This is a genomic window from Maridesulfovibrio ferrireducens (assembly GCF_016342405.1).
In the GTDB taxonomy this organism is placed as follows: domain Bacteria; phylum Desulfobacterota; class Desulfovibrionia; order Desulfovibrionales; family Desulfovibrionaceae; genus Maridesulfovibrio; species Maridesulfovibrio ferrireducens_A.
Genome location: NZ_JAEINN010000001.1, coordinates 198,024 through 221,087 on the forward strand (window position 1 = coordinate 198,024; position 23,064 = coordinate 221,087).

The 23,064-nt window shown below is 44.5% G+C and carries 13 protein-coding genes; 3 read left to right on the plus strand and 10 right to left on the minus strand.

Translation table 11 applies throughout. From position 1 onward, the window contains the following. Positions 1 to 15 precede the first annotated feature (15 nt). The 3 genes from JEY82_RS00900 to rlmD all read right to left on the minus strand — a co-directional run bounded on the left by JEY82_RS00900 (position 16) and on the right by rlmD (position 6,769). Complete coding sequence (locus JEY82_RS00900; protein WP_304081722.1) at positions 16 to 1,260, minus strand: HD domain-containing protein; 1,245 nt, start codon at positions 1,258 to 1,260, stop codon at positions 16 to 18. Positions 1,261 to 1,288: 28 nt separating this feature from the next. Beyond that, entirely contained in the window at positions 1,289 to 5,257 is a 3,969-nt protein-coding gene (locus tag JEY82_RS00905) for a class I adenylate cyclase (RefSeq protein WP_304081724.1), read from the minus strand. 108 nt (positions 5,258 to 5,365) lie between these two features. Next, positions 5,366 to 6,769: a 23S rRNA (uracil(1939)-C(5))-methyltransferase RlmD gene (gene rlmD, locus JEY82_RS00910; RefSeq protein ID WP_304081726.1), complete on the minus strand. Its 1,404-nt coding sequence runs from the start codon at positions 6,767 to 6,769 to the stop codon at positions 5,366 to 5,368. Between the two features lie 39 nt (positions 6,770 to 6,808). On the opposite strand from rlmD, the gene JEY82_RS00915 reads away from it, so the two are divergent. After that, positions 6,809 to 7,117, plus strand: coding sequence for a hypothetical protein (locus JEY82_RS00915; protein ID WP_092157121.1), 309 nt, complete (start codon positions 6,809 to 6,811; stop codon positions 7,115 to 7,117). A 92-nt stretch (positions 7,118 to 7,209) separates the two neighbouring features. Further along, on the plus strand, positions 7,210 to 7,935 hold the full coding sequence (locus JEY82_RS00920; protein WP_304081728.1) for a septal ring lytic transglycosylase RlpA family protein: 726 nt from the start codon (positions 7,210 to 7,212) through the stop codon (positions 7,933 to 7,935). An 85-nt stretch (positions 7,936 to 8,020) separates the two neighbouring features. Here JEY82_RS00920 and JEY82_RS00925 read toward each other — a convergent pair whose 3' ends face one another. From JEY82_RS00925 to JEY82_RS00945, 5 genes are all read right to left on the minus strand, one after another. Beyond that, positions 8,021 to 8,521 carry an FxsA family protein gene (locus JEY82_RS00925; RefSeq protein WP_304081730.1) on the minus strand — a complete coding sequence of 167 codons (501 nt, stop codon included), beginning with the start codon at positions 8,519 to 8,521 and terminating at the stop codon, positions 8,021 to 8,023. Between the two features lie 26 nt (positions 8,522 to 8,547). Further along, positions 8,548 to 9,273, minus strand: a complete 726-nt coding sequence (locus JEY82_RS00930) for a sulfite exporter TauE/SafE family protein (RefSeq protein WP_304081731.1) — start codon at positions 9,271 to 9,273, stop codon at positions 8,548 to 8,550. A gap of 350 nt (positions 9,274 to 9,623) precedes the next feature. Further along, positions 9,624 to 11,126 (minus strand): 30S ribosomal protein S1, encoded by a 1,503-nt coding sequence (locus JEY82_RS00935; RefSeq protein ID WP_304081732.1) that lies wholly within the window; start codon positions 11,124 to 11,126, stop codon positions 9,624 to 9,626. A 102-nt stretch (positions 11,127 to 11,228) separates the two neighbouring features. Continuing rightward, positions 11,229 to 11,993 carry an acyl-CoA dehydratase activase gene (locus JEY82_RS00940; protein WP_304081734.1) on the minus strand — a complete coding sequence of 255 codons (765 nt, stop codon included), beginning with the start codon at positions 11,991 to 11,993 and terminating at the stop codon, positions 11,229 to 11,231. Between the two features lie 63 nt (positions 11,994 to 12,056). After that, positions 12,057 to 13,334 (minus strand): double-cubane-cluster-containing anaerobic reductase, encoded by a 1,278-nt coding sequence (locus tag JEY82_RS00945; protein WP_304081736.1) that lies wholly within the window; start codon positions 13,332 to 13,334, stop codon positions 12,057 to 12,059. A gap of 203 nt (positions 13,335 to 13,537) precedes the next feature. Between JEY82_RS00945 and JEY82_RS00950 the strand changes: the two genes are divergently transcribed. After that, positions 13,538 to 15,130: a SidJ-related pseudokinase gene (locus JEY82_RS00950; RefSeq protein ID WP_304081738.1), complete on the plus strand. Its 1,593-nt coding sequence runs from the start codon at positions 13,538 to 13,540 to the stop codon at positions 15,128 to 15,130. 3 nt (positions 15,131 to 15,133) lie between these two features. Here the strand turns inward: JEY82_RS00950 and pbpC are convergent, their stop codons facing one another. Continuing rightward, on the minus strand, positions 15,134 to 17,452 hold the full coding sequence (gene pbpC, locus JEY82_RS00955; RefSeq protein WP_304081740.1) for a penicillin-binding protein 1C: 2,319 nt from the start codon (positions 17,450 to 17,452) through the stop codon (positions 15,134 to 15,136). 145 nt (positions 17,453 to 17,597) lie between these two features. Next, complete coding sequence (locus tag JEY82_RS00960; RefSeq protein ID WP_304081741.1) at positions 17,598 to 22,997, minus strand: alpha-2-macroglobulin; 5,400 nt, start codon at positions 22,995 to 22,997, stop codon at positions 17,598 to 17,600. Positions 22,998 to 23,064: the final 67 nt, after the last annotated feature.

Below are 23,064 nucleotides of genomic sequence, written 5' to 3' on the forward strand. Positions count from 1 at the left end.
TTCTTAAAAGTAAATTTAATCGAAATCAGCAAGCAGCGGGCCTACATGAATGCCTGCAACTACCGGGTTTTCCATGTAGTTTTGACTTATTCTCCAGTATGCCTGCTGCAAAGATGCTGAAGTTATTCCGTTTTGCAGGGAATTATATGCTTCCATGAATGCTGACAGATGATCACAAAGTTTGAGAAGTTCACCGTCTCGGGGGTCATAGCAGTCGTCATTGTAACGGGAATCGAGTTCTTCTGTTGTGACCTTTTTTGCAAAACCGCCGATTATTGCAGCTGACTGGAATTCAGATCCCGTTTCTGACCCAAGGAAATATCCTAATCTTGAAGCGATGGATTCATAGCCGTTATCAATAAGTGGTTTCATAATCTTGCTTTCAAGTTCCTGATCTTCATACTCTTTGATTAAATCACCTATGGTAGGATCTGCTTTTTTTACAGGCGATATAATATCGCGGGTAAGTAGTTCCGGCAGGTCATGAAATAGTCCTGTGAAAAAATTGTTCTGCCGTCTTGCGGGACATGCTCCGATTTCAAGACTGAAAAACCATGCATAGGTCGCGACAATATAAACATGTCCAAGAACAGACGTCTCAGGAATTCTAGGAGTTTGAGACCACCTTGTTTGAAATCTAAGCCGTCCGCAAAGGTCAGCAAATCTGCCCAGAGCCGTTGATTCAGAATTAAGTAGTTCCTGAGTTCCTTTAAGGTCTGAATAGCTTTCAAGGCGAGATCTGAAACTTTCCTCGATTTCGAGGAGTTCATCGTCAGGCTGGTTAAGGTGCTTGAGAAGTTTGAATTCTGAGTAGCTTGCGTACATGTGTGATGCTGCTAAAATTCTGGCAGAAAGAGATTTGTCATCAGGATTCAAGTGAAATTTTTTGAGTTTTTCCCAGAATTCTAGTCCAAGAGGCATCAAGCGTGGGCGTAGTTGTTTCAGCACCCACTCGGACAGTTTGCGGTAGTGTTCCGGGTTTTCTTTGATACGGTAGAATACAGGAGGTTTAATATCTGTAATTACCATTCTGAACAGGTATTCGAAGATTCCACCTTCAACAATTTCGTTTCCAAGCTTAATTTTCTCGCGCTGGTCCATGTGCTCACTGTTTAGAGTGAAAAGAATCCATGCTGCAATCATTTTGTGGGCCTGTTTATCCACTTCCACCAGTTCCATCGGGCGAAGTTTGTCATTCCAGCGTTTCATAAATGAGCCGGAAAAAATGAGTTGGAGCAGGCTTTTTCGTATATTGGGCATATTAGACCTCGTGAATTAATGAGTCTGATTAATTGGTTTTAACGTAGGCTTCAGGTTTGATAACAGCACGTTTAGGACCGACTGGAATTTTTAAATACGGGCACGCGGAATTTTGCGGAACATATTGCTGCATCTCCGGTTGCGTGGAGCAAATGTCTTTCATTTCGCTTAGGAGGTATGCCGCAGGAGATTCAATTAATTTACGGTTTACTTTCAGAGGTTTGCAGAAAACTTCTCCCCAGTTTGTATTGTATAAAAGGCAAACTTCTTTAACCGCATTCGTTTCTCTTGGGATAGATAAATTAACAATAAAAAAAGCTTTTAACATGCGTTCAGGATTAAGAGTCTCCTCAATAGGAGTGTCGAATATAGACTTCGGGGGAAAGAACTTTTTAATATCTGTAAATAATTTTCTGATATCCCGTTCTCTAACAGGAGATGAACTGAGGTCTGTTTTTATTTTTATGTTGCTGTCGTATAGTCCGTTCAGCACCAGCCAAGCAAGTATGGAGGGGAGTTTAGGGCTGGATTTAATTTCAGTTAAAATATTCCTAGCACCTGATTCATCGGGATATTCTCCATTTAAAACCCATTTTTTAGGATTAGGGCGGGAGGCTAGAATACTTTTGAAAAAGTGAGTTTTAGGGCCCGGTAGACAAAGTCTGTTAATTTTGAATTGGCGTTGTGTATAGTTCGCAGCAATTTTCCGGCCGAGTTTTGTGAGGTCTTCGGGCGTGATGGAAACCCCGGCAAACCTATTCTGTTCTTTCCTGATTTTCTGATATGTATTGATCATGAAAAGGTTAATTTTTTCACCGAGAGTGAGTACAGATTTAAAATCAGTAAGGTCCACAAAGGCTTGCTTGTCAGAATCAATACTTTGTCTGGAAATATTTTCTGTAAATTCGATCAGATCTTTTTCTTCCGGACGTTCAGGAGTTTTATTTGTGTATTTTTCTCCGAGCAGACCGCATTTAAGCCGTAAAGCCATTCCTGTCAGCCATCCGTTTTCGAATTCCCCCTGCCTGTTATAAAAAACAGCAAGTTCCCGGTACATCAACATATAAGGGTCAACGCGAATAAGTTCACGCTGTCCTTCAAGAATGTTTTTCTTAATTGTTTCGCATAGCAGAGGTGCTCTGGTTCCCGAAGTATATCGTTCAAGCAGACCGAATTTCATGATGGATTTGAAAGGACTTTTAACTCCTTTTACAATCTGCCACAGAGATGCTCCGAAAAATTCTTCGCCGGGGATACGAGGCACATTGCCAAGATCCACAGCAAAATTTTGCCCTTTGAGAACCGCGACCCGTTTCTTAACTGTTTGATAAATTTTGTCGGTAGCCTCAACTGGGGAGAACCACCAAAGAGGCGGCTTGCCCGCTATGAGCAGAGCGGAGCGATAAAATTCTTCTTTGAGAATAGCCCCTTGTGCGGAGCCTGAACTTTCCGCATCACTTATCCCGAAATTGTTATCACGTACTTCCTGCACATCCATCAGGAAGAAATGAACTTCAACTGAAAACTCTCGCATGGCCCATTCTTCAATAAGGCTCAGCTTATATTTTAAGCGATCTCTGCTTACTGGTGAGTTTAGCGAGAAGTCGCAACATACCCAGCAATCGAGATCCGAGGATGCTGTTTGAGCGATTGTTCCAATACTTCCTATTGTCAGTATGGTTTCAATCGGTACAAAGTTTTCAGGATTATCTTCTGGTTTAATCTCAGGGAAAAGGTCCGCGAGAATAGAAGTCGTCTCAGGTGGCGGGGTATATCCTGAAATTTTTGAAGGGACAGATTCCGCTTCTAATTTAAGCGCTTTTTCAAATATATCGGTATGCAGCAGAACGGGCAGTATTTTAAAGAAAATTTTTGCTTTATCGGTTAATTTTTCTTCAGCCCAGCTTGTACGCCGTTCGTTGTTTTCTGCAAATTTTTCATAATTGCGGTTGATATCTTTTACCGCAAACCATCTTTTTATGGCCTTGAAAGTGAGATCACGAGCAGATTCTTCAAGCTTACTTAATCCTGCCGGTTTTTTCTTTAGTCGTTCTCTTTCAGCCAGACGCGCGCCGAGAGTTCTTTCCATGGCGGTCAGCATGGCTGGAGCATCCGTTAAAATGTTAACGGCTTGGCATTTTCCAGTGGCGCAGTTGGATAATGTAATATTTTTTATTTCAGTGTTGTTGAAAAAGGTCTTATCAAAGTCGCTGTTTTTGAAGGTTACCCCGTTCACAGATCCACGGAAAAAGAGTGCTTCTCGAAAATCAGAAATGTCGAATGTACATGATTTGATCTGTGTTCTACATAAAAAAGATCCTGCGGTGGTCACTGCTGAAAAATCATTATGGCTGATTGAACACAAGAAGAATGTTGCGGAATCAAAGTGGGTTGTTTTGATGCTGCATTTTTTGAAGGCAGTATCGTACAACATGGAATTGTTGAATGAGCAGCCGGCGAAGGAACAGTTTTTAAATTCACATTCTATCAGTATTGCATCAGCGAAAGAGGTTGATTCAAAAGTGCATCCGACAAATTTACATTTTTCCATCGTAGATGCTCTTAAATCAGAGGCATTGAAGGTGGAAGATTGAAAAATAAGATTTTTTGAAAGGCTCTTCCAGCGATTAAGTTTGTGTAGCCGCTGGTTTGAAATTTGTGCGTCTGCATATACATCAGGCGAAGCGTCAGATTCTTCGATTTCTTTGCCGAAGATTCTTTTAAATCCTTTTACCGCCTGTTTTTTTTCAATATTTAAGACGATCGGTGCGCCAAGTTTGACAAAATCTACTCCGGGAACATGTCTTCCCACGGGAGATGCCGGTTTAGCTGGATATTTAGGAGTATCGATTTTGATGGATTTTGCAATTATTGCACTGAGATCTTGATTTTTTTTGCCGCGTGAACCTTTCATCATTGCTGATACGTTCTGACCGAAGCAGTGTGGATCTTCTTCACAGAGAGTGGAGAACAATGCAGAAATTACAGGAGCATGAAAATGGGGAGAAATCCCCGTCATAAATTTAGCAAAATTATCGCTGTCCAATCTGGGCAGTCTGTTGATTATTTCCGCTCTTATTTTGGGCGCGCTGTTGAAAAGCTGGGCGAAGATAGGTCCGCTTTTTCTGCACCCGAATTTTGCGATAATATTCATGGCTGCTTTACCGAGAGACAGAGTTGGAGATTCAGCAAGCGGCATGATTTCTTTTAAAAGATTGTTGTCAATCGACTCGGCAAGTCTGCTTATGGCGCAAAGAACTTTTTCCATGATCAGCGGGTCCATGGTGCGCAGGTGAAGAGCCACGTCTGTAACCAGTTCATTGTCTGGATATGAAGGGACGGTTCCAGAATAAAAGCTGATCTGTTCCAGAGATTCCGGTTGTGTAAGCTCTTTGCGGCACTTAGAACCGTAGTTGCCGGACATGAACTTTTCCAGAGTGAAAAAGGTCAGCTGCCCTTTATGGGTTCCATTCTTTTTGAAAAAATTAACAGCCTCTTCAGGGTCAAAATCGGAAACTTTAGAGATAATCGCTTGAGCTAGTTTTTTCCTTTCCTGAGGCAGGCCATGACTCAGAGCAAGCATTCTGTCGGCAACGGCAATGTGAGATGTTTTGGTTTGCCGATTGAACCATTCTTTTACTTTTGAAAGAGGCATGATTTTGCAGGAAAGTATTTCAGCCGCAAGAGTACGACCGAAAAGGTCCAGATTGGAAAGGGCGTCCAGACATATGTCGATTGCAGAGTCTTCTGTTTTATATGCAGAGGGCGAGGAAACCGTTGAAGAAATTTCAGCTTCTAACGATTTAAGAGCAAGGCCGTAAAGGAGTACTGCAAATCTGGCTGTTTGCTGAGGATTGAAAATTCTGTCGGGCACCAGAAATCTAGATTCAACCTTGGACCGCAGATCGAAAAGCTGTCTTTCTTCCGGCGGGTAAAGATTAAAGCGTCGTAATTCCCGGAGCAGAGTGTCATGTTTTACCGGTTCGGACATAAGCATTAATAATCACGGAACCCTGAAATTATTCAGGGTTCCGTGAGGATAGATTCATCGGTTTTAAATAATGTAAGGAAAGCTCCTCACCCCTTGCTGATTATTTGAATCGTGTCAGCTTTTGCCGTGTCTAGTCAACAAAGCAATACATTCAATGTGTGCAGTATGCGGAAACATATCTACAGAACTGAATTTTGTAAGTGTGTACTTCTCTTCCAGCCTCTCCGCATCACGGGCAAGAGTGGATGGGTTGCAGGAAACGTAAATAATCTTTTCAGGAGCCATAGATAATATTCTGGCTAAAGTCGGTGCTGGAACTCCGCTTCTAGGCGGATCTAATACAATAACGTTCGGCTTTGGCAGTTCCACGGGAATTCCGTCTTTATCTGCTAGATTGGCTGTGATATACTGACAGTTTTCTATGTTATTCAGTTCGGCGTTTTCTCTGGCAGAAAGAACGGTTTCCTTAGAAAGTTCGAAACCGATAACTTTTTTAACTGAACTTGCCATAAACATTCCGATTCCGCCTGATCCGCAGAAAAGATCGTAGACTACGTCGCTTGCAGCAGGGGCAGCCATATCAAGACAGTTCTGGAAAAGGACTTCCGCTCCGGCTGAATTGGTCTGGAAGAATGCGTTAGGGCTGATTTTATAGCTGACAGGAGTGCCGTCGGATTTTTTCAGAGTTTCGGTGATGAACGGTTCTCCCTTGAGGGAAATAAGGCGTTCTCCCGCAGCAATGTCAGGTCTGCCGATGCGTGTAGAATGCGCAAAGGTTTTAAGATCTGGAATTTCGGCGAACAGAAGTTCTTCGAGTCCTTTAATAGCGCTGTGAGTTTTTGAAGGTGCGGTAATGACGTGAATCATGATCTTACCACTTTCGTGTGAAACTCTGACAACCAGTTTGCGCCAATAACCGCCTTTACCATGCCTGTATGTTCCGTACTTGCTTTTTGAGCAGTACGACTGAACCATAGCAGGAATATTTTTGCAGGATTCCGGTAGCAAAGGGCATGTGCCGACACTGACTACTTCTGTTTCAGAACCGCGTTTTTTAAAACCTACGGTCAGCTCATCTCCATATCCCTGAAAAGAAAAATTCATTCTATTGCGGTAGCCTGTTTCAAGAGGCGACCCCAGAGTATCTTTACCCATGCCATCGGTCTCTTTTGAAATTTTACCGATTCTGGCTAAAGTGTCGCTGACTTGGCGTCCTTTCCAGTATGTCTGCGACTTGTAATCAATGTCCTGATGCAGGCAGCCGCCGCAGGTTCCGAAGTGTTCACAAAAAGGTGTAGCTTCTTCTTTGGAGTGAGTGATAACTTCAAGACGTTTAGCGAAGGCAAATCTTTTTTTGAGTTTGGTTATTTCACAACTCAAAACCTGTCCGGGTACTGCGTTGTCCACAAAAATTGTCAATCCTTCATGGCGGGCAATACCCTGTCCTCCGAACGCTAAAGACTCAATCTCAATTTCTATAGTACTGCCCTTTGCAAGGGCATTGTTTTCATTAGTCATATTTGACAGTTCTCCTTGAGCCGCTATATATTCCGGCTCATGATTGATAAAGCAACCGCTCTCGAGTCGGTGCTGCGGAAGTTAAAAAAGCTTCCTGTAGGGCACTGCATAGACCTGCGAACCTACAAACGCAACCGTTCTTTACTCATTATACACTATCAGAGTGAGGACTTCACTATATTTGAAGACGGTTATGAAACGATTGAGCATAATGTTAAGTTGAAAGAGGTGCGCAAGCTATTGAAAACTCTCTTTAAGCGTGAATTTCCCCGCAGTAATAAAATAAGAATGTATGAACTTGGTGAATATGATGATTCTATGCGTGAACGTGAGATGAAGAAGTTATGAATTATTGATATCTACTTGCAAAAACGGCGTATTCTGAATAAAGGTACAGTGCTGTAACCGGACTTCTACATATCATACGGCGGGAGACTTTTATGTTTAAACGATTTTTATTAATGCTGCTTGTGCTTTTTATTTTTGCATCCGCTGCATTTGCTGCAGAGCAGGCTGATAACGGTACTGAGGGGAATTCAACTTCTATTATAGATGAAGCTCCTGCTCAGGTTATCCCCGCTGACTATACAGAAGAAGGCGTCGCTTCATGGTACGGAGAAAAATTTCAGGGAAAAGTAACTGCCAGCGGTGAACCTTATGATATGGAAAAGCTGACCGCAGCCCATAATTATCTGCCACTTGGAGTAAAAGTTACTGTTACAAATCTTGGTTCCGGTAAAAGTGTTGCCGTAACTATTAATGACAGAGGTCCGTTTGTGCCGGACCGGATTATAGATCTTTCCCGCGCGGCAGCGGAGAAGCTCGGATTTATCGATGCAGGCAAAGCTAATGTCCGTATTGAGCCTTACCGCCCGGAAGTGAAAAAAGAAATTGTCGCTGCGCCTGTAGTTACAAAACTTTATGGTGCTTTTTATATTCAGGTTGGAGCATATAAGATTAAAGAAAATGCTGATAGATTGATTGAACGACTCGGAAAGGCCGGTTTTAATAATGCCAGACTTGTACGGGTTGTGACTGACAGTGCTCAAATATTCAAGGTTCAGTTGGGAATGTATAAAACTCTCGCCAGTGCGCGTAAAGCTTCACTGAAAATCGGTGCCGGTTTTCCCGGAACATTTGTACTCGCGGATGTGATTCAGGAGTAGAGTTTAAGTTTTATATTTCAAGGAAATTAAAAAAAACCCGCGTTCGAAATTATCGAACGCGGGTTTTTTTGTGTGATATCTGTTTTTATTGAAGAGGTGTATCTTTATCGTTCGGATTACTGGTTTCAATGTCGATAACGTTATCGATTCTTTGTGAGTTCTGGTCCTGATTCGTCCAAGCTTTGAACTCTGTCTGATGGTAGGTCATGTGGACGTTAGGTTTTTTCTTCCATTCTTCCATCTGGATGCGTAACCAGCGTTTAAAATATCCACGTGTGGGCGGGAAGAGTAAGAGAAGGCCAAGTGCATCGGTGATAAATCCGGGGGTGAGCAGAACCAGTCCTGCTGCAAATATGATGACTGCATCGAGAATTTCTTCGGCGGGCATGATTCCTTGATCCATGCTTTCGCGTACTTTCTGCATTGTAGACATGCCTTGCGAACGGGCGAGGGATGCTCCGATGAAAGCTGTGAGCAGAACCAGCATAACTGTGTTAAGTGTGCCGATTTCTGAACCTATCTGTACTAGTAGGTATAAATCAAAGATCGGTATAATAACAAAGGCTAAAAATAGTTTGCCAAGCATTAATTTTTTCTCCGTGCTTTAAAATCTTATCCGGTGCTTTGAAAAATAAGCATGATTCCCATGAAGACAAGCAGAATCATGACCATTCTTTTATATAATCCTTCAGAAACCTTTCCTGAAAGAGTGTGACCAAGGTAAACTCCCAGTTGAATAGGAATAATGGAAGCTAGAAATAATTTGAGGACATACAGGGTGGTCAAGCCGCTTAAAAGATGTCCTGTTGCTCCCATTACCGCTGCTGCCAGAAAAAAACCGGACAGCGTGGCTTTTAGCTCATTTTTTTTCCAACCCATAAGGGAGGAATAAATTAAAGTCGGTGGTCCGCCGGCACTTATTGCTGCGGTTATAGATCCTGTTAAAAAGCCTGCAAGAAGTCCCCATGCGGGTTTTAATTTCAGGGCAACAGGTTTGACGAACAGGGAATATGTTGCGTAGCCCGACACAAGGATTCCGAGAAATAATGTTATAATATGACCGTCCAGTTCTTTCAGGACGAGAGTCCCGAAAATTGATCCGGGTACACTGCCTATAATCAGAGGCATAATTTTTTTAAGGTCAAGGCTTGAGCGTAAATTGAGACACATTCTGAGGGTGATGGTAACCCCGCAGAGAGTGCAGACGGCAACAGCCGTTTTAATGTCGATGATAAAAGCAAGAAGTGGCATTGCAATAAGTGCTGAACCGAAGCCGGTTAAACCTTGCAAAAAGCCTGAACTTAGAAGTATTAATGGTACAGCTATAAAAGGTGTCATGTTGATATCAGGGGGGCAAAAAGGTCAGCTAAATTGCTGTTAATTAAAAGTCTTGCGGAATATTTCAGGAATTAACTTTTGAGTAGAACTAAAAGCGTTCTATCTTCACGAAGGGGTGTTTCTGTTATCACTTCGGCATATTTTACCTTTGCGATAATATCGATTCGTTTCCGTTGGTCTGAAGAGATTTCAACAGAAAGCGTTGTGCCCGATTTGAGATCTTGAAGACGAGAACTCGTCTCTATGAAGCCTGCTCAGCAATCGGCCCAGCATATGACTGTTTCATTTGTGTTCATAATGATTAAGCTTGAAGACAAGGCCGGATTCCGTAAAGAATCCGGCCTTGAATATTATTTCTTGTTCTTCATAGCTTCTTGGAGTTTCATTCCAAGAAGTGCTCCAAATCCGCTGGAATCACCGGAAGTGGTGATTTTAGGCTCGGATTTACGGGGAGCTGACTTTTTAGAAGCAGCAGGTTTTGCGTACTTCTTCCAGTCGATATCTTCTTTAGGATCACCTGCGTTCAGGGTTACCTTACGATCAGCTAAGTTAAGTTCTTCAATGAGAAGTTTAACTTTTTGACCGGGAGTCAGTGCTTCCAGTTCGCTTTTCCTTTCTGAACGGGAGATGCGTGACATTGGTAGAAGTCCGGTTATGCCGGGAGCAAGGCTCACGAAAATTCCGAATTCAGCTTTGTTTTCAACAACGCCTTCTACTTCTGTTCCGACTTTGAAAGAGTCTGCCGCGTCAAGCCATGGATCACCTTCAGCATCTTTCATGCTGAGAGCAATACGGCGTTTGACTGGGTCAAGATCTTTGATCATGACAGAAACTTCCTGTCCGGGAGTGACTTCATCAGCTGGTTTGTGGACGCGTTTGGTATAACTCATTTCAGAGATATGAACGAGACCTTCGATACCGGGAGCGATTTCAACAAATACACCGAAGTCTGCGCAACGGGCAACTGTTCCGGTAATTTTGTCGCCGGCTTTAAACTTGTCACCGATTTCGTCCCAAGGATCAGCCTGAAGCTGCTTGAGAGAAAGACCGATTTTAAGTCCTTTGCCGTCTTTGCGAGGTTCAATGGAAAGGACTCTGACAGTGATTTTATCACCGGGCTGAACTACGTCTTCAGGTTTAGCCGAACGTGACCAGCTAAGTTCTGAAACGTGAACCATTCCTTCCACACCGGGAACAAGTTCCACAAATGCGCCGAAGGCCATGAGTTTGGTAACTTTACCCTCAAGAACTGTTCCAGGCTCAACTTCCGCGACAAATTTCTCGCGGAATTTTTCCTGTTCAACTTCAAGAAGAGCTCTGCGGGATACAACTACGTTGCGACCGCCTTCCTCAAACTTGATGACCTTAAAGTTGTGTGTATCACCCACGTAATCTTCGGGGGTTTCCACGAAAGTTGCGTCAATCTGGCTGACGGGGCAGAACACCTTGCGGTGCATCATGCTAACTCTGAAACCGCCTTTGCAGGTTTCTGTAACCTTACCTTCTACCGGAACGCCGCTTTCGTATGCTTCACGAAGCATATTCAAGCCGCCTGCGCCGGACATGGCTTTGGATAGGCTGATTCCATTGCTGTCGATGGAGATTACGTAGAGTTCTACGGAGTCTCCGTCTTTAACAGTCAGTTCGCCTTCGGGATCGAGGAGCTCGTCACGGTTAACTATTCCATCGACTTTGGATCCGGTGTCTATGAACACGGAATCCTTAGTGATTGAAATTACAGTTCCTTTAACTAGATCACCGACTTGAAGGTTGTCGTTTGATTCTGACTGAAAAGCTTCAAAAAGTTCGGCAAAGTTTTCTTCGCCATTTGCTTCCAAGTTTTGCTCGGACATTCTCTGTACTCCTGGGGGGAAAGTCATCGCGACAGATGTGTTTTTTAGTGCCGCGAACATTGGGAACCTAACGGTAATGGAAGCATTTTTCAAACGATTTATTCAAGATATTTCAGTTAAGGACTTTCCGTAGAGGGCAGAACCGAGTGCTCCGACCATATCCGGGCCTTCCGGAACTAGCGGTTTAATGTTGAGTGCGTCTGTTAACATGTTGATAACACAGGGGTTGTTGGCAACTCCTCCTGCAAAAACAAAGGGTTCAGACAGTCCCACTCTGTGCAGCATATTTGTTGTGCGGCGCACAATGGAAGCATGTAAACCAAGAGCTATATCACGAGGATTTTTACCTTGAGCCATAAGTGAGGTTGCTTCTGTCTCCGCAAAAACGGTGCACATGCTGTTTATTGTGAGCGGTTCGGTTCCCCCGAGAGCGTAATTTCCGAATTCTTCGATGGGGAGTTGAAAGACTGTAGCCAGATGTTCAAGAAATTTTCCTGTTCCGGCTGCGCAGCGATCATTCATTTCGAATTTGGCAACTTTACCGTTTTTCATAAGTGAGATTGCTTTAGTGTCCTGTCCGCCTATATCGAGGATGGTCCGTGCTTCAGGGAAAAGGTATGAAATGCCGAGTGCGTAAGCTTTTATTTCTGTCAGAGATACGCAAGGTGCTCCGCATATTTCTTCGGTGACAAGCTTTCTGCCGTAGCCCGTTGCGGAAATCAGATCCGCTTTGACTCCGTCCAGAATGATTTTTAATTGTGAGGCAGGATCGAAAGTTGTGGGTAATTTGCGTTCAAGTACCATTTCATTTTTATCAAGCAGAACTAATTCCATTGATCGTGAGCCTATATCAATTCCAGCAATCATTTTTTTCTCATCTATTTTATATAGAGGGGCGGTAAGTCGCCCCTCTGTTTATTCAGAATAATATTAGGAAATCATTTCCACAAAGGCTTCAACTCTTGTTTTGAGCTGTTCCACATCTTCCATGCTGTAATCCGTTTCGATTGCGAGCATAGGCACATCCTGTCCTGCAAGAGCTTTTTCCACTTTGAATGTTTCATGAGTGTAAGGCTGGCAGAACATGAGTGAGTAATGAATAACGCCGTCGACGCCTGCTTCTTCGGCAAGCTCTTTAATGTTATCCATGCGTTCGTTGTTGGGGGTGAAGCAGGCACAGTCTATTTTCATATAACGATCGCATATCGCATCAATCATTTCTTCAACGGTTTCGCCTGATTCATCAACAAGGTCGCGGCTGTTGCGTGTTCCGATGCAGGATTCTTCTGCAACAACAACTGCGCCGGAACTTTCTATAATGTAAGGAAGTTTCCAGTTGGGAACAGCCATCGGGCAGCCGGAAAGCATAAGTCTGGGAGTATTTTCAGGGACGATTCCTTCGCTCTTTGCAATACGCTCGTCAATCTGATCACACAAGTCGTTGATGGACGCAGTAAAACGAATCGGATCATCGTAAAAGCTGACCTGATTAATAAGTAGAACATCACGACCCGAAATAGGTGTAGGCTTGGCTGCGCGCAGTTTGTTGAGCCTTTGCAGAGCGCGTCTTTTCTCGTTAACAATTTTGATACCCTTTTTAAGGGATTCAGCCGTGACAGTTTTGCCTGTAAGTTTTTCAAGTTCATCTTTCAGACGCAGAACTTCGGATTTCCACAAAACTCTGTCACTTGCTTCTTTGCGTTGCGGCACTTCCATAATGTGCATGGGGGCCATTTCGCCGAAAGCTTCGTATGCTTTTTTCTTTCCGTCACAGGTTGTTTCACCGATGATAAGGTCGCATGATTCGGTGTAAGGACAGATTTTCGCCATTTTGAAACCGATGAAAGACTTGATCAGCGCGCAAGTGTTACGGGGGACGACAGTTTCGGCGGCTTCAGTTCCGGCATCCGCTCCGGCGCAAAGCCCGACCTGAACGGCTTCAACAGCGAGAGACAGTTCTTCGGGGACGAAAACGCAGAAAGTTCCGATGATTTTTTTGCCTTCAGCTTTGGCATCCATCAGTTCCTTAATGCGGAGTCCATGCACTTCCGAAAGTACGAAGTCGAGGTATTCCATGCCCTGTAGGCGGCCTTGCTGGCTCATATAAATGTCACCGTAGAACTTACCCAGTACTTCAAGCAACCCGTCATGGGCCGCGACATCAAGGTTCAGATTTTCCCACATTTCTTTATAAGCTGATTCTGACATGGTTGGTTCCCCCGTGAAAATTGTTTAAATTTCAATTTGATATAATCATTCGAAATAAAGGAGTTATGAGAATAGGACAAATTGATTTAAATAATCTTTGATGCAATTTGTTATTTGTCAGGCCGATAACTGTGAAGGTCGTTTGCTAGCCTTAATATGTTTATTCATATACTTCTGCCGCATACAAACCAAAGAGGGTGCAATTGAAGAAAGCGGAAGCAACGGCTTATGCTCGCGGTTTAATTCCTGAAAGGGAATTTTGCGCTGCTTATATGGATCTGAGAAATTTGAGAGGAATTCTACAAAAGAGTCCCGACTGTGCTGACTATGAAATAATAAAAGCTGTATGGGATGTGATTATCGAGCAGAGATATTCAGATCAGACCATGTCACGCCTTCTTTATAGAGAGTGCTCCAAATCCCTTGCGGCTGTGGGGGCATCCTGCACTGATTCAGAACTTTCTTCACAGGCGCTTAGTCTTCAAGTGCAGGCCGCAAGTACCTGTTCCGAACATGCCTCAATAGAGGCTTCCGGCGGACTTGGCGTGTTACCGTTTGAGCTGGTTCTTCCAGATTCTCCAGCTAAATTTTCAGGAAGATCTCCGTCTATATCTTGGAATGAGCTCCTGAAAGCCGGAGAAGTTACCGGCGAGCCTGTATTTTCAGGTCGTAGCGCCGTGATACAGTCTGCGGGTGATAACCAAATTTTTACAATCAAAATTGCGCGTGCGGGAGAACTCCCTGCCGGTCTTCATCTTGAAGGTAAATGGATGGAAAAGCTTTTTGATGATGCGCAGTCCTGCTCAGTGCGTTTTGACTGTCCCCGTCCTTTTTCTGTTTCGGGTCAGATTGTTTTTAAGATTACGGATCTGCCGGAAGACGGCCCTGTTAATTTGCACAAAGAAGGCTATGCAATGGCCTATCATGCTCATAGCGATTATTTTGTCTACCCTAACGATGACAGGGAAGGCAGGCGTACGGGACCGCAGGATTTCTTAGAAATAATGTCCCGTAATTCATATATAATGGGCTGGCTCGCAGGCAGAGGCATTGTACACGATGCCCCCATCCCGTTGTTTCACAACAGAGTTCAGGCCATCCGCCGCACAGACGAAGGTGTGTACCAGTGGCACAGATTCGGGCGGCTTGATCGCTGGCTTGAGTCTTGCCGATTCCCGAATTTCGGTCTCTCTGGATTGCGCGATTTTGAACATTTGCAAGTTATGAAACCCGGTTCAGATAAATTTTACAGGGCTGTCGGTTCACATTTTATGAGTATACTGCTGGTCATTGGGAGTTGGTTCAGGGCGCAGAATCCCGAGCTTTGCGGGCTGGATGAAAATGATGAACCTGTCGATGCGCGCGCTCTTTTTGATCCTGAATTTTTTGAAAAAGCTGTGATGTCCTGTTTTGGAGAATATTATCGAGGTTTTACGGGAATAGAGTTTCAGCACGAAATTGACTTGCATCCTGCTAAACTCGTAAAGTGCATGATTGATGAAATGGGTGTTGATCAGCATATGTTCGAGGTCATGCGGGTTGTTGATCAGGATATTCTGGAAGATCAGGAGTTTCGTGATTATTTGTTGAAATATGGAATGGCACCTGAGAAAGTTGTAATAATTACGAAAGGTGAGGCTGATATCCCACTGGTAACAGGGCCGCATCTAGGTGATTTCAACGGGGCTATATCTCTACCCGAAATAATAGAATGGTCCGCAATGGCGGCAGGGTGTTGCATTGCGGCCAAGTCGCTTGGTGGTAGGTGGGGTGGTGCTAGGCTTGGTGTGGTGTAGGGGCTATTTCCCGCCCCGCACTTCAAATAAAACCGAATCGGTCCGGCCCAGTGAATCCGTCACGGATATTTTATGTTTTCCAGCTTTAACTTCGGTGAAAAGTTTTTGATTGAATTCCCCTTTGTTGATCAGCCTTCCGTCTAGAAACCAGTGCAGTGTTCCGCTGTCGGCTTCTGCATTCGCTTTCAGTCCTATCTGTTGATATTTTAGAGGCGTTCCTTTTCTTAATAGATAGGGTGTGGTTGAAGCCGGTGAAATAATTCTCGGCGCATTACCTGCCGGAATTAAATCACAGTCGGGCGCAAGTGGCGGAACTGTCGGTACTTCCATGTTGTTTTCAGCACGCCATCTGGCAAGTTGAGCTGGAAGCGTTCTGATAATTTTTCTTTCAAGCTTTTTACGGTCTAAACATTCACCGGAAAGACGGAATCCGCTTTTAGGATCTATGAAAATCTGTCTGCAATATTTGCAGGGGGTAAGCTGTGTTTTGCCGGACAGGGTCTGTATGGTGATTTTTTCTGTACAGAAAGGACCGGGCAACTGATGGCTGTGTGCGCAGACTTTTATTTCGGTTATTCCTGCTCCTTCTGGCTGATGCGGAAGTTTTCCTCTGGGGGATGCCGCGCGTAGTAAATCAAAAAGCAGCGGACCGGCATGGGAAGCTCCTGATATTCCTTTGCGTGGTCTTCCGTCAGGATTCCCCACCCATACTCCCACTGCGTAATCACCGGAAATACCCAATGCCCACGCATCTCTGTGTCCGAAGGATGTTCCTGTTTTCCATCCCGCTTCCGGCATGTCGTTTGTCAGCATCCATGTATCATTCATTTCCGGTCTTGATACTTTTGAAAGCATTTGAAGCGTAATCCATGATGCTTCAGGTGAAAATAATTGCGAACTTATGTCATTTGTAGATGGCGCGATTTTGAAAGGGCGATATTTTCCACTATCAGCTAGGCTGGCATATAAATTTGTCAGTTTCGTGAGTTTTACTTCGCACCCGCCGAGGGCCAGCGGCAACCCATATTCCATCGGATTTTTATTTAAGGTCGTCAGCCCGCCTTTTCTGAGCAGATCTACAAAATCAGGAACGCCTGTTTGAGCTAAAGTTTTTACTGCCGGAACATTAAGAGAACGGGCGAGTGCGTCACGCATTTCAACCTGTCCGCTCCATGTCTGGTCATAATTTTCAGGCGAGTAACCCGAATAATCTACAGGTATATCATATAGAAAGGATGCGGGCGCCATGAGGCCCTTATCCATTGCCAGCGCATAGAGAAAAGGTTTGAGCGTTGAACCGGGGGAGCGTTTGGTTTCAGCTAGATTAATCGCGCCGCCGTACCCTTTTTCAAAAAAATCAGCGGAACCGACCAGCGCGCGGATTTCCCGTGTGGGAATATGAATGATGACACACGCGGCGTTGTCGATATCATCATTTCGCAAACGTGAAACATGATTTTTCAGCCGTTCTTCCGCAGTTTGTTGTAAAACATAATCTAAAGTCGTGACGATTTCAGGAGTTGAACCGCTTCGCTCAAGCGCCATGCGGCAAAAGTGAGGTGCTTTCAGTGGTACGGGGCGTATTGCGGTTGGAAGAGGAACTTTTTTATTTCGCTCAACTTCTGCGGTGGGGAAAACTCCATGCTTTTCCAGTTGATCCATTACAAGATTACGGCCCTGTTTAGCCTGCTTGGGGTGCCTGATTGGATCATAATAAGCAGGTCCACGGGGCAGGGTGGTGAGTAGTGCCGATTGTGCAAGTGAAAGAGTAGATGGATCATGTCCGAAGTAGAAATGTGAGGCCGCCGCGACTCCTTCGATATTACCTCCATAAGGAAGCATGTTCAGATATATTCCGAGCAGTTCCTCGTTTGAGTGATGTAATTTAAGTTGTATTGCTCTGAACGATTCTTTCAGTTTAGACGACATCGTACGTGATTTTGGTTCCGCCATGCGTGCAATTTGCATGGGGATAGTAGATGCGCCGGAAACAATATGGCCTGCTTTTATGTTAGAAACAGCTGCGCGCAGAGCTGAGATTGGATTAATGCCCGGATGATACTCAAATAACCCATCTTCCGAAGCTATGAGCGAGCGTATCAGAATCGGTGAAATTGTTGAAATGTCCGTATGCATCCGCCGCGCTCCATCCGAAGGCAGAAAAATACGCAGGGGTTTGTGATCTCGATCATAAACAACCGTAGCGGTTGCGGGATGAAGCTTATGCTCAGGGAAAGGAAAAATTATATCCAAAGCAAAAAAGGCGGCAAAGCAAAAAGCAATGCCGCCAAGAATAATCATTAATTTTTTATGTCTGTTCAAATTATCGCCAACCAAAGACTTTAGTTACAACGCCTAATTTATCAAGTTCATCAAATCCCTAAACTAATAAAAAGTTTTGGGATTCTTAAACCCTTATCCAAAAGGGTTTAAGCCGCCGGAGGCATCCGTCTTTTTCTTCCTCTTTCTATTCCCCAATTATCATCTTCCCGATATCAGTAGCGCCAGCCACTTCAGGATTATACATAGCTTCGACCTGTGCCGGAGGAATTTTAAATTCTCCACGAGTCACGGCCCGTAGCAAAGTCACTTGTTCAATTTTACCTTTTTTAGGAATGTCAGTGAACACGAGCACTCTGTCGTCTCTGATGTCAACATGGTCGGGGCGAACATTACCTTTTTCTATCCATGGCAGATCTTCGCGCGTGGCAAGCTTGGTATTTTCAGGCTCAAGACCGGATGGAAGTAAACATTGAATAACCGCATTTGATACGGCTTTGCCTGTGCTTGATACAACTGTTCGCATTGCTACGAGCTGGCCTTGTTTGATTTCTTCGGGATTTAAAGGTTCGCCTTCGCGAGTCAGGAATTCGTGTTTGATTTCCAGCCCGTGTGAGAAAGGTTTCCAATTGGTGACTAGGGGCACTGCGCGTGAATTTATTGTCCATACGGCTGTTCCCGCTGTCGGTACGGAGTCCAGTTCAATTGAGAGTGAAACGTCACCGTGAACCGTTACAACTGTGGTTGAGTTGTTGTCGAATCTGGCAAGCTCTTTGCCGTTGCTCATAATCCGTCCTGACGGGATGGGCTCAGCCTTTGTCTGACCGAAGAATGAACCTAACGCCATGAAACCGAGCGCGTTGTCCTGAGTCACATCCTTTTTGTTATCAGCCATGAGATCGGATAGCTTTTGAATCATTTTGGGTATGGAATCATCTGTTTTGTCTGACTCCATGCGAACGAGAGTTTCAAGAGCGAGATCGCGTGTTTCGGAACTGAAAACGTTGTCTTTGTCAGCTTTCGAAATCGGAGCAGGTCTGGTTGATAGAAGTTGTGTGTATGCTTTCATGTCGCTTGTTGCGGCGAAAGCTCCGCCGAGCAGGGTGAGTGAAAGTTCATCGAGCTTGTCGGTTTTCTGTTCACGTAAATAATTCATGGGCCCGTGCATAGGCTTACCGCATCTTGCCAGAACATAGAGCGCATAGCTGGGTAATCTGAATGAACCGTTATCTTTTATATTTCCTGCTACATTCGAAACGTAGGCCAGTGCTGAGTTTAACAGCAGAGTATCTACCTGATAACCGGAAATTCCAGCTTCGTAGAGGAAATGAAGTGCGTAAACAGAGGTCCACTTCTCAGCCTTGCGTCCGTCAGGCCACATGGAAAAGCCGCCGTCTCCGGTTTGCATCATAGAAAGTCTGCTGAGCGCGGACTGCACCATGTATTGCGGAGAATTTTTATCAAAACTTTTGGGTGAAAGTTCACGGGCTAGTTCGGGGAATTTTAGCAGAGGGAAAGCCCCTGATACTATTTGTTCAGTACAGGAATAAGGGTAGCGAAGGAGATAATCCAGTTTTCCTGCCATACGGATCATTGGCTGATTACCGATGGTCAGAGTTCGGTTTATGGTTGAATTCATCATTCCCTCAAATTCAGCGGGGAATGAAGTTTCTTTGTCTTTCAAAAATCCTGATTCACTGCTGCGTTGAACGGGCAGGGCAGGACGTATATTCATATCAATTGTTTCTTCGGCTTTTTCTTTGTTGCCTTCTGCTGTGATGGTAAAGGTTGCTTTACCTATATTTTTGCCTGTTTGTGTTTTGAAGAAGGCAGTGCTCTGTCTCTCTTTGAATACTACCAATGGTTCAAAACTCATTTCAGTCTGGAAAGCGCCGGATGATGTTACAGCGACAGTGAAATTTCCGTCAGTAGGAGTGTCGTTACGGACACTTACCGGAATATCGAAGATTTCATCAGGAGCAAGGAATCTCGGCAGAGTCGGCGTTACCATAAGTGGTGAGCGGACTGTCATCAGGGTTGATGAAGAACCGAACTTTTTACCGTCGGTAACAACAGCCATGATTCTTAAGGCTCCGTTGAAGCTTGGAATTTCAGCGTCAAAAGATGCGTTTCCTTTCTTATCAGCTGTGATGACGCCGGACCAGAATGTTACAGGTTTAACTCTTCTAATCGATCCGCTGCCTGCAAATTGCTTCATCATGGCAAGAGCCGCGCCACCGCCTGCCGGGGAATTATTGATCGGACCTGAATCGGGCATGAGCATTCCAAAAGTGTCCGACCATCTTACTCCGAGCGCTCTTTTTGCGTAGAAGTAGTTAAAAGGATTAGGAGTTTTTTGTCCGGTAAGTCTGAGTATCCCTTCGTCGACTGCCGCAATGGTCAGTTTTGCTCCGGGAGTGGTTTTCACTTTAAATGTAACCGTTTTTTCAGGACGGGTCGTTTCAGGGGAATCTATGGAAACTGGAAGTCTGTTCGACTGCCTGTTTACGAAAATCGGCACAGCACCCACCGCGCGTGCTGATGCTCCCGGTTCGATATCATTGATCGACCGGATCAAAGTCGCAGTGACATATGCGTTAGGGCTTAATCCTTTTTGAACCGGAACGGATATGGTTGCTGTGTTTCCTTTTATGGTCAGAGTTTTCATCCAGCGGACAGAGCGATCTTCAATAGTAATAAGCATACGTCCCGAGAAGGGGGTGCGTATCTGGAATTTTGCCGTTTCTCCGGCTTTGTAGTCGCCTTTTCGGGTCGGGATTATATCCAGCCGTGAAGGATTTTCCAGTGCCCATGGGGAATAACCCCATCCCCCGCAGAAAAAGTTTGCCTGTGCGGAAACACCGGACTCGGGGTCGCTGAGTATTACGCGATAGCTCCCGAATTCGGCGGGAGTCACTTTAAATGAACCTAGCGCATTCGAAGGAGATATTTTGCGTGTTTCAACCAATTGCGGATCACGTTCGGTAACATATTTGAAACCGCCGGACGGAGTGGTGCGGATAATAGTCTGCCAGCGATCTCTGTACAGAGTCATTATCAGCTTGGGAGCTACGGTTTTTTCGCCTTTCGGAGTGAGCGTCACGTAGTCAAGTTTGACCTTTTCGTTTAGCTCATAGCCCTGTTTGGTAAGTGTTTTCAAGCCGGGATAGAATTTAGAAATATTAACGGGTTCAGTTTTTGTTGCTGTAACTCCGCGTCCACCTGTTTCACTGATTTTTGCGGTTACCCTCGCTTGTAGGGCTGAGTCTGATTTTAAGTTTTCAGGGATAAGAACAGCGAAAGAATACTTGCCTGTTTCATCAAGTTTCTCATCAGAAACCATAATTTCGCGCGGTTTAAAGGCACTTGAGTCCGTGTTGAAACGGAATTGTTTGTATCCGTCGGGTTTGAATTCCGACGGTTCAAGAGATACTCGCGCTGTTACCGGAAGATTTTCTGCCGGAGGTCCGAAAAGATATCTGCCTTCAACTTCAAATTCTAGATTTTCGCCAAGAGACGGTGTTTTGGTTGTAATTATTTCAGTCGCGATTCTGTCCGGCATAAAATCTTCAACTGAGTAACGATAGTTGCCGATATTTTCATTACCGGCCAAAATTTTTACAGAGAAGTGTCCGGTTGGTGAGTAATCCGGAATTTCCCTTTTAAATTCAACCATGCCCTGACTGTCAGTGGAGGCTGTTTTACGGAAAAGCTCTCTTCCTCGCTGATCAGTGTAAACCAGAACAACGGGCATTTTGCTTGATGGTGCAAGTTTTTCATTTCTTATAACTGCCACGCCTTTAACTGTTTCACCGGGGCGGTACAGATCTCTTTCACCGTATGAAAAAGCGGTGAAACCTTTCGGAGAGAGTCTTTGTCCGGCTACATCAAGCCCCGCCATGTCTGTGGCAAAGCGGTCTAAAAGTAGAAAAGTCATATCATTTCTAAGTGTTACAATAACCATGTAGGGTTTACCTACATCGTGGCGGAAAGCATTCTTTTTGATGATGAGCATGCCTTGTTTGCTGGTGGTTCCGCTTGCCATCACCTGATTCCGGTCGCTTATAACCTGCACTTTAGCGTCGAGGACCGGCTTAAGATTCGAAATCGACGATACCCAGAACAGCGTTTCATCTTCGCCTTGTTTCACTACAATCCCGAGGTCTGTGATCATCACCCATCGCTGAGCTTTCTGACCTTGGCGGGGAACTCCGGCACTGACTCTGTATAACCCTTTTCCACCTTCAGCTATAAAGCTTTGCAGGGATAGCGGAGTAATAGTTTTTTTGTTCGGTTTGCCTTTAGTGTCAATTCTACCGGAAAAAATTTTATTGCCGAGAGCTGGAGATATTCCGCCGCCGTAGGTTGTCGAATCAAAAGCCATGTAACCGTAATGGGTGAATAGCGAAAATAAGTTATTGGGGAAAACGCGGTCGACTTCTACATCAACATGTTTGGCGTTTATTGTTTCAACACCCAGAGTTTTGTATCCGGATTCTGACAGAAACATCCCGTTGGCAGTGAAGTCAGCAAAAGGTGTGATGTCCGGAATATTTATTTCTGCAATGACTTCTTCTTCAAGCACTGCGCTGTCAGCGGCGGCAAGTCCTTTTTTCAGAGTAATTTTATATTTTTTGCCGGGCAGAAAGGAGCCGGACAGGATTAATTTTTTACCGGATGAAGATGCTGAGACAGAAACTTCGGGCGTAATTGAAATCATTTCCAGCCCTTGTGTCGGAATTACCGGACTTGAAAAGCCCAGTTCGACTCTTGAACCTGAAATGGTACTTGCGCCGCTATATCCATTATATTTCAGGACTGGGTCAAAAACTATTTCAATATTTTTTTCGTAGTCTTTACCTAGTACCATGCTGCCTTTACCGTCAGGCATATCTTTAGCAATTTTGAGAGTATAAGTTTTCTTGTCGGTAGTTTTTTCAATCGGAGAACTGACGAAACTTTGATAGTAATCATCATAATTGGTGGTGATGCTTACAGGAATATCTTTGCCGTCAGGTCCGCTCAGGGAAATATTTTTTAGAGTGTTTTCAGGGTTCACATAACTACTGAAAGAAATATTTCCTTCGATCCTGACCTGTTTGCCCGGACCGGGGACCGGCTCAGCTTGTAAATTGGTTTCAGTGACGGAGAAACTGCCTGTCTGAACTGAAAAAGAGGTTTCTCCGGTGAGCGATTGACCTTTAAGCAGTAAATTCTCAGGCTGCATCTCAATTGTGAACCGGGTGTCGGGCGCAAATGAAGGATCTGCCTTAAATCGCAGGCCATAAGGATTAATCCATCTCCATTCACCTTTTACTTCGGGAGTTATTTGTGCCGGAGGCTTTATTAATGCCGCAGAAACTCCTAGCGGTCCGATGGGTTTGTCAAAAGCAATAAGTAGTTGCGAGTACCCCTGACTGTCGAGGCTGACATCAGTAATGATTACCCCGTCCCCTGCGCTCATTCGCTCTGAAATGGATTCATGTTTGTTTTTGAGTAGAGCGGAAGCCTGAATAATACACAACATCAGCAGCATACCGATTATGATATTCTTTTTATCTCTGAAAGGTGACGGTCCTCTGTCCATGGGGTAATCCTCATCATATATATAGCGTTTATTTCTTTGTTCTCAGCGACTGAGGCATAGTGCCATT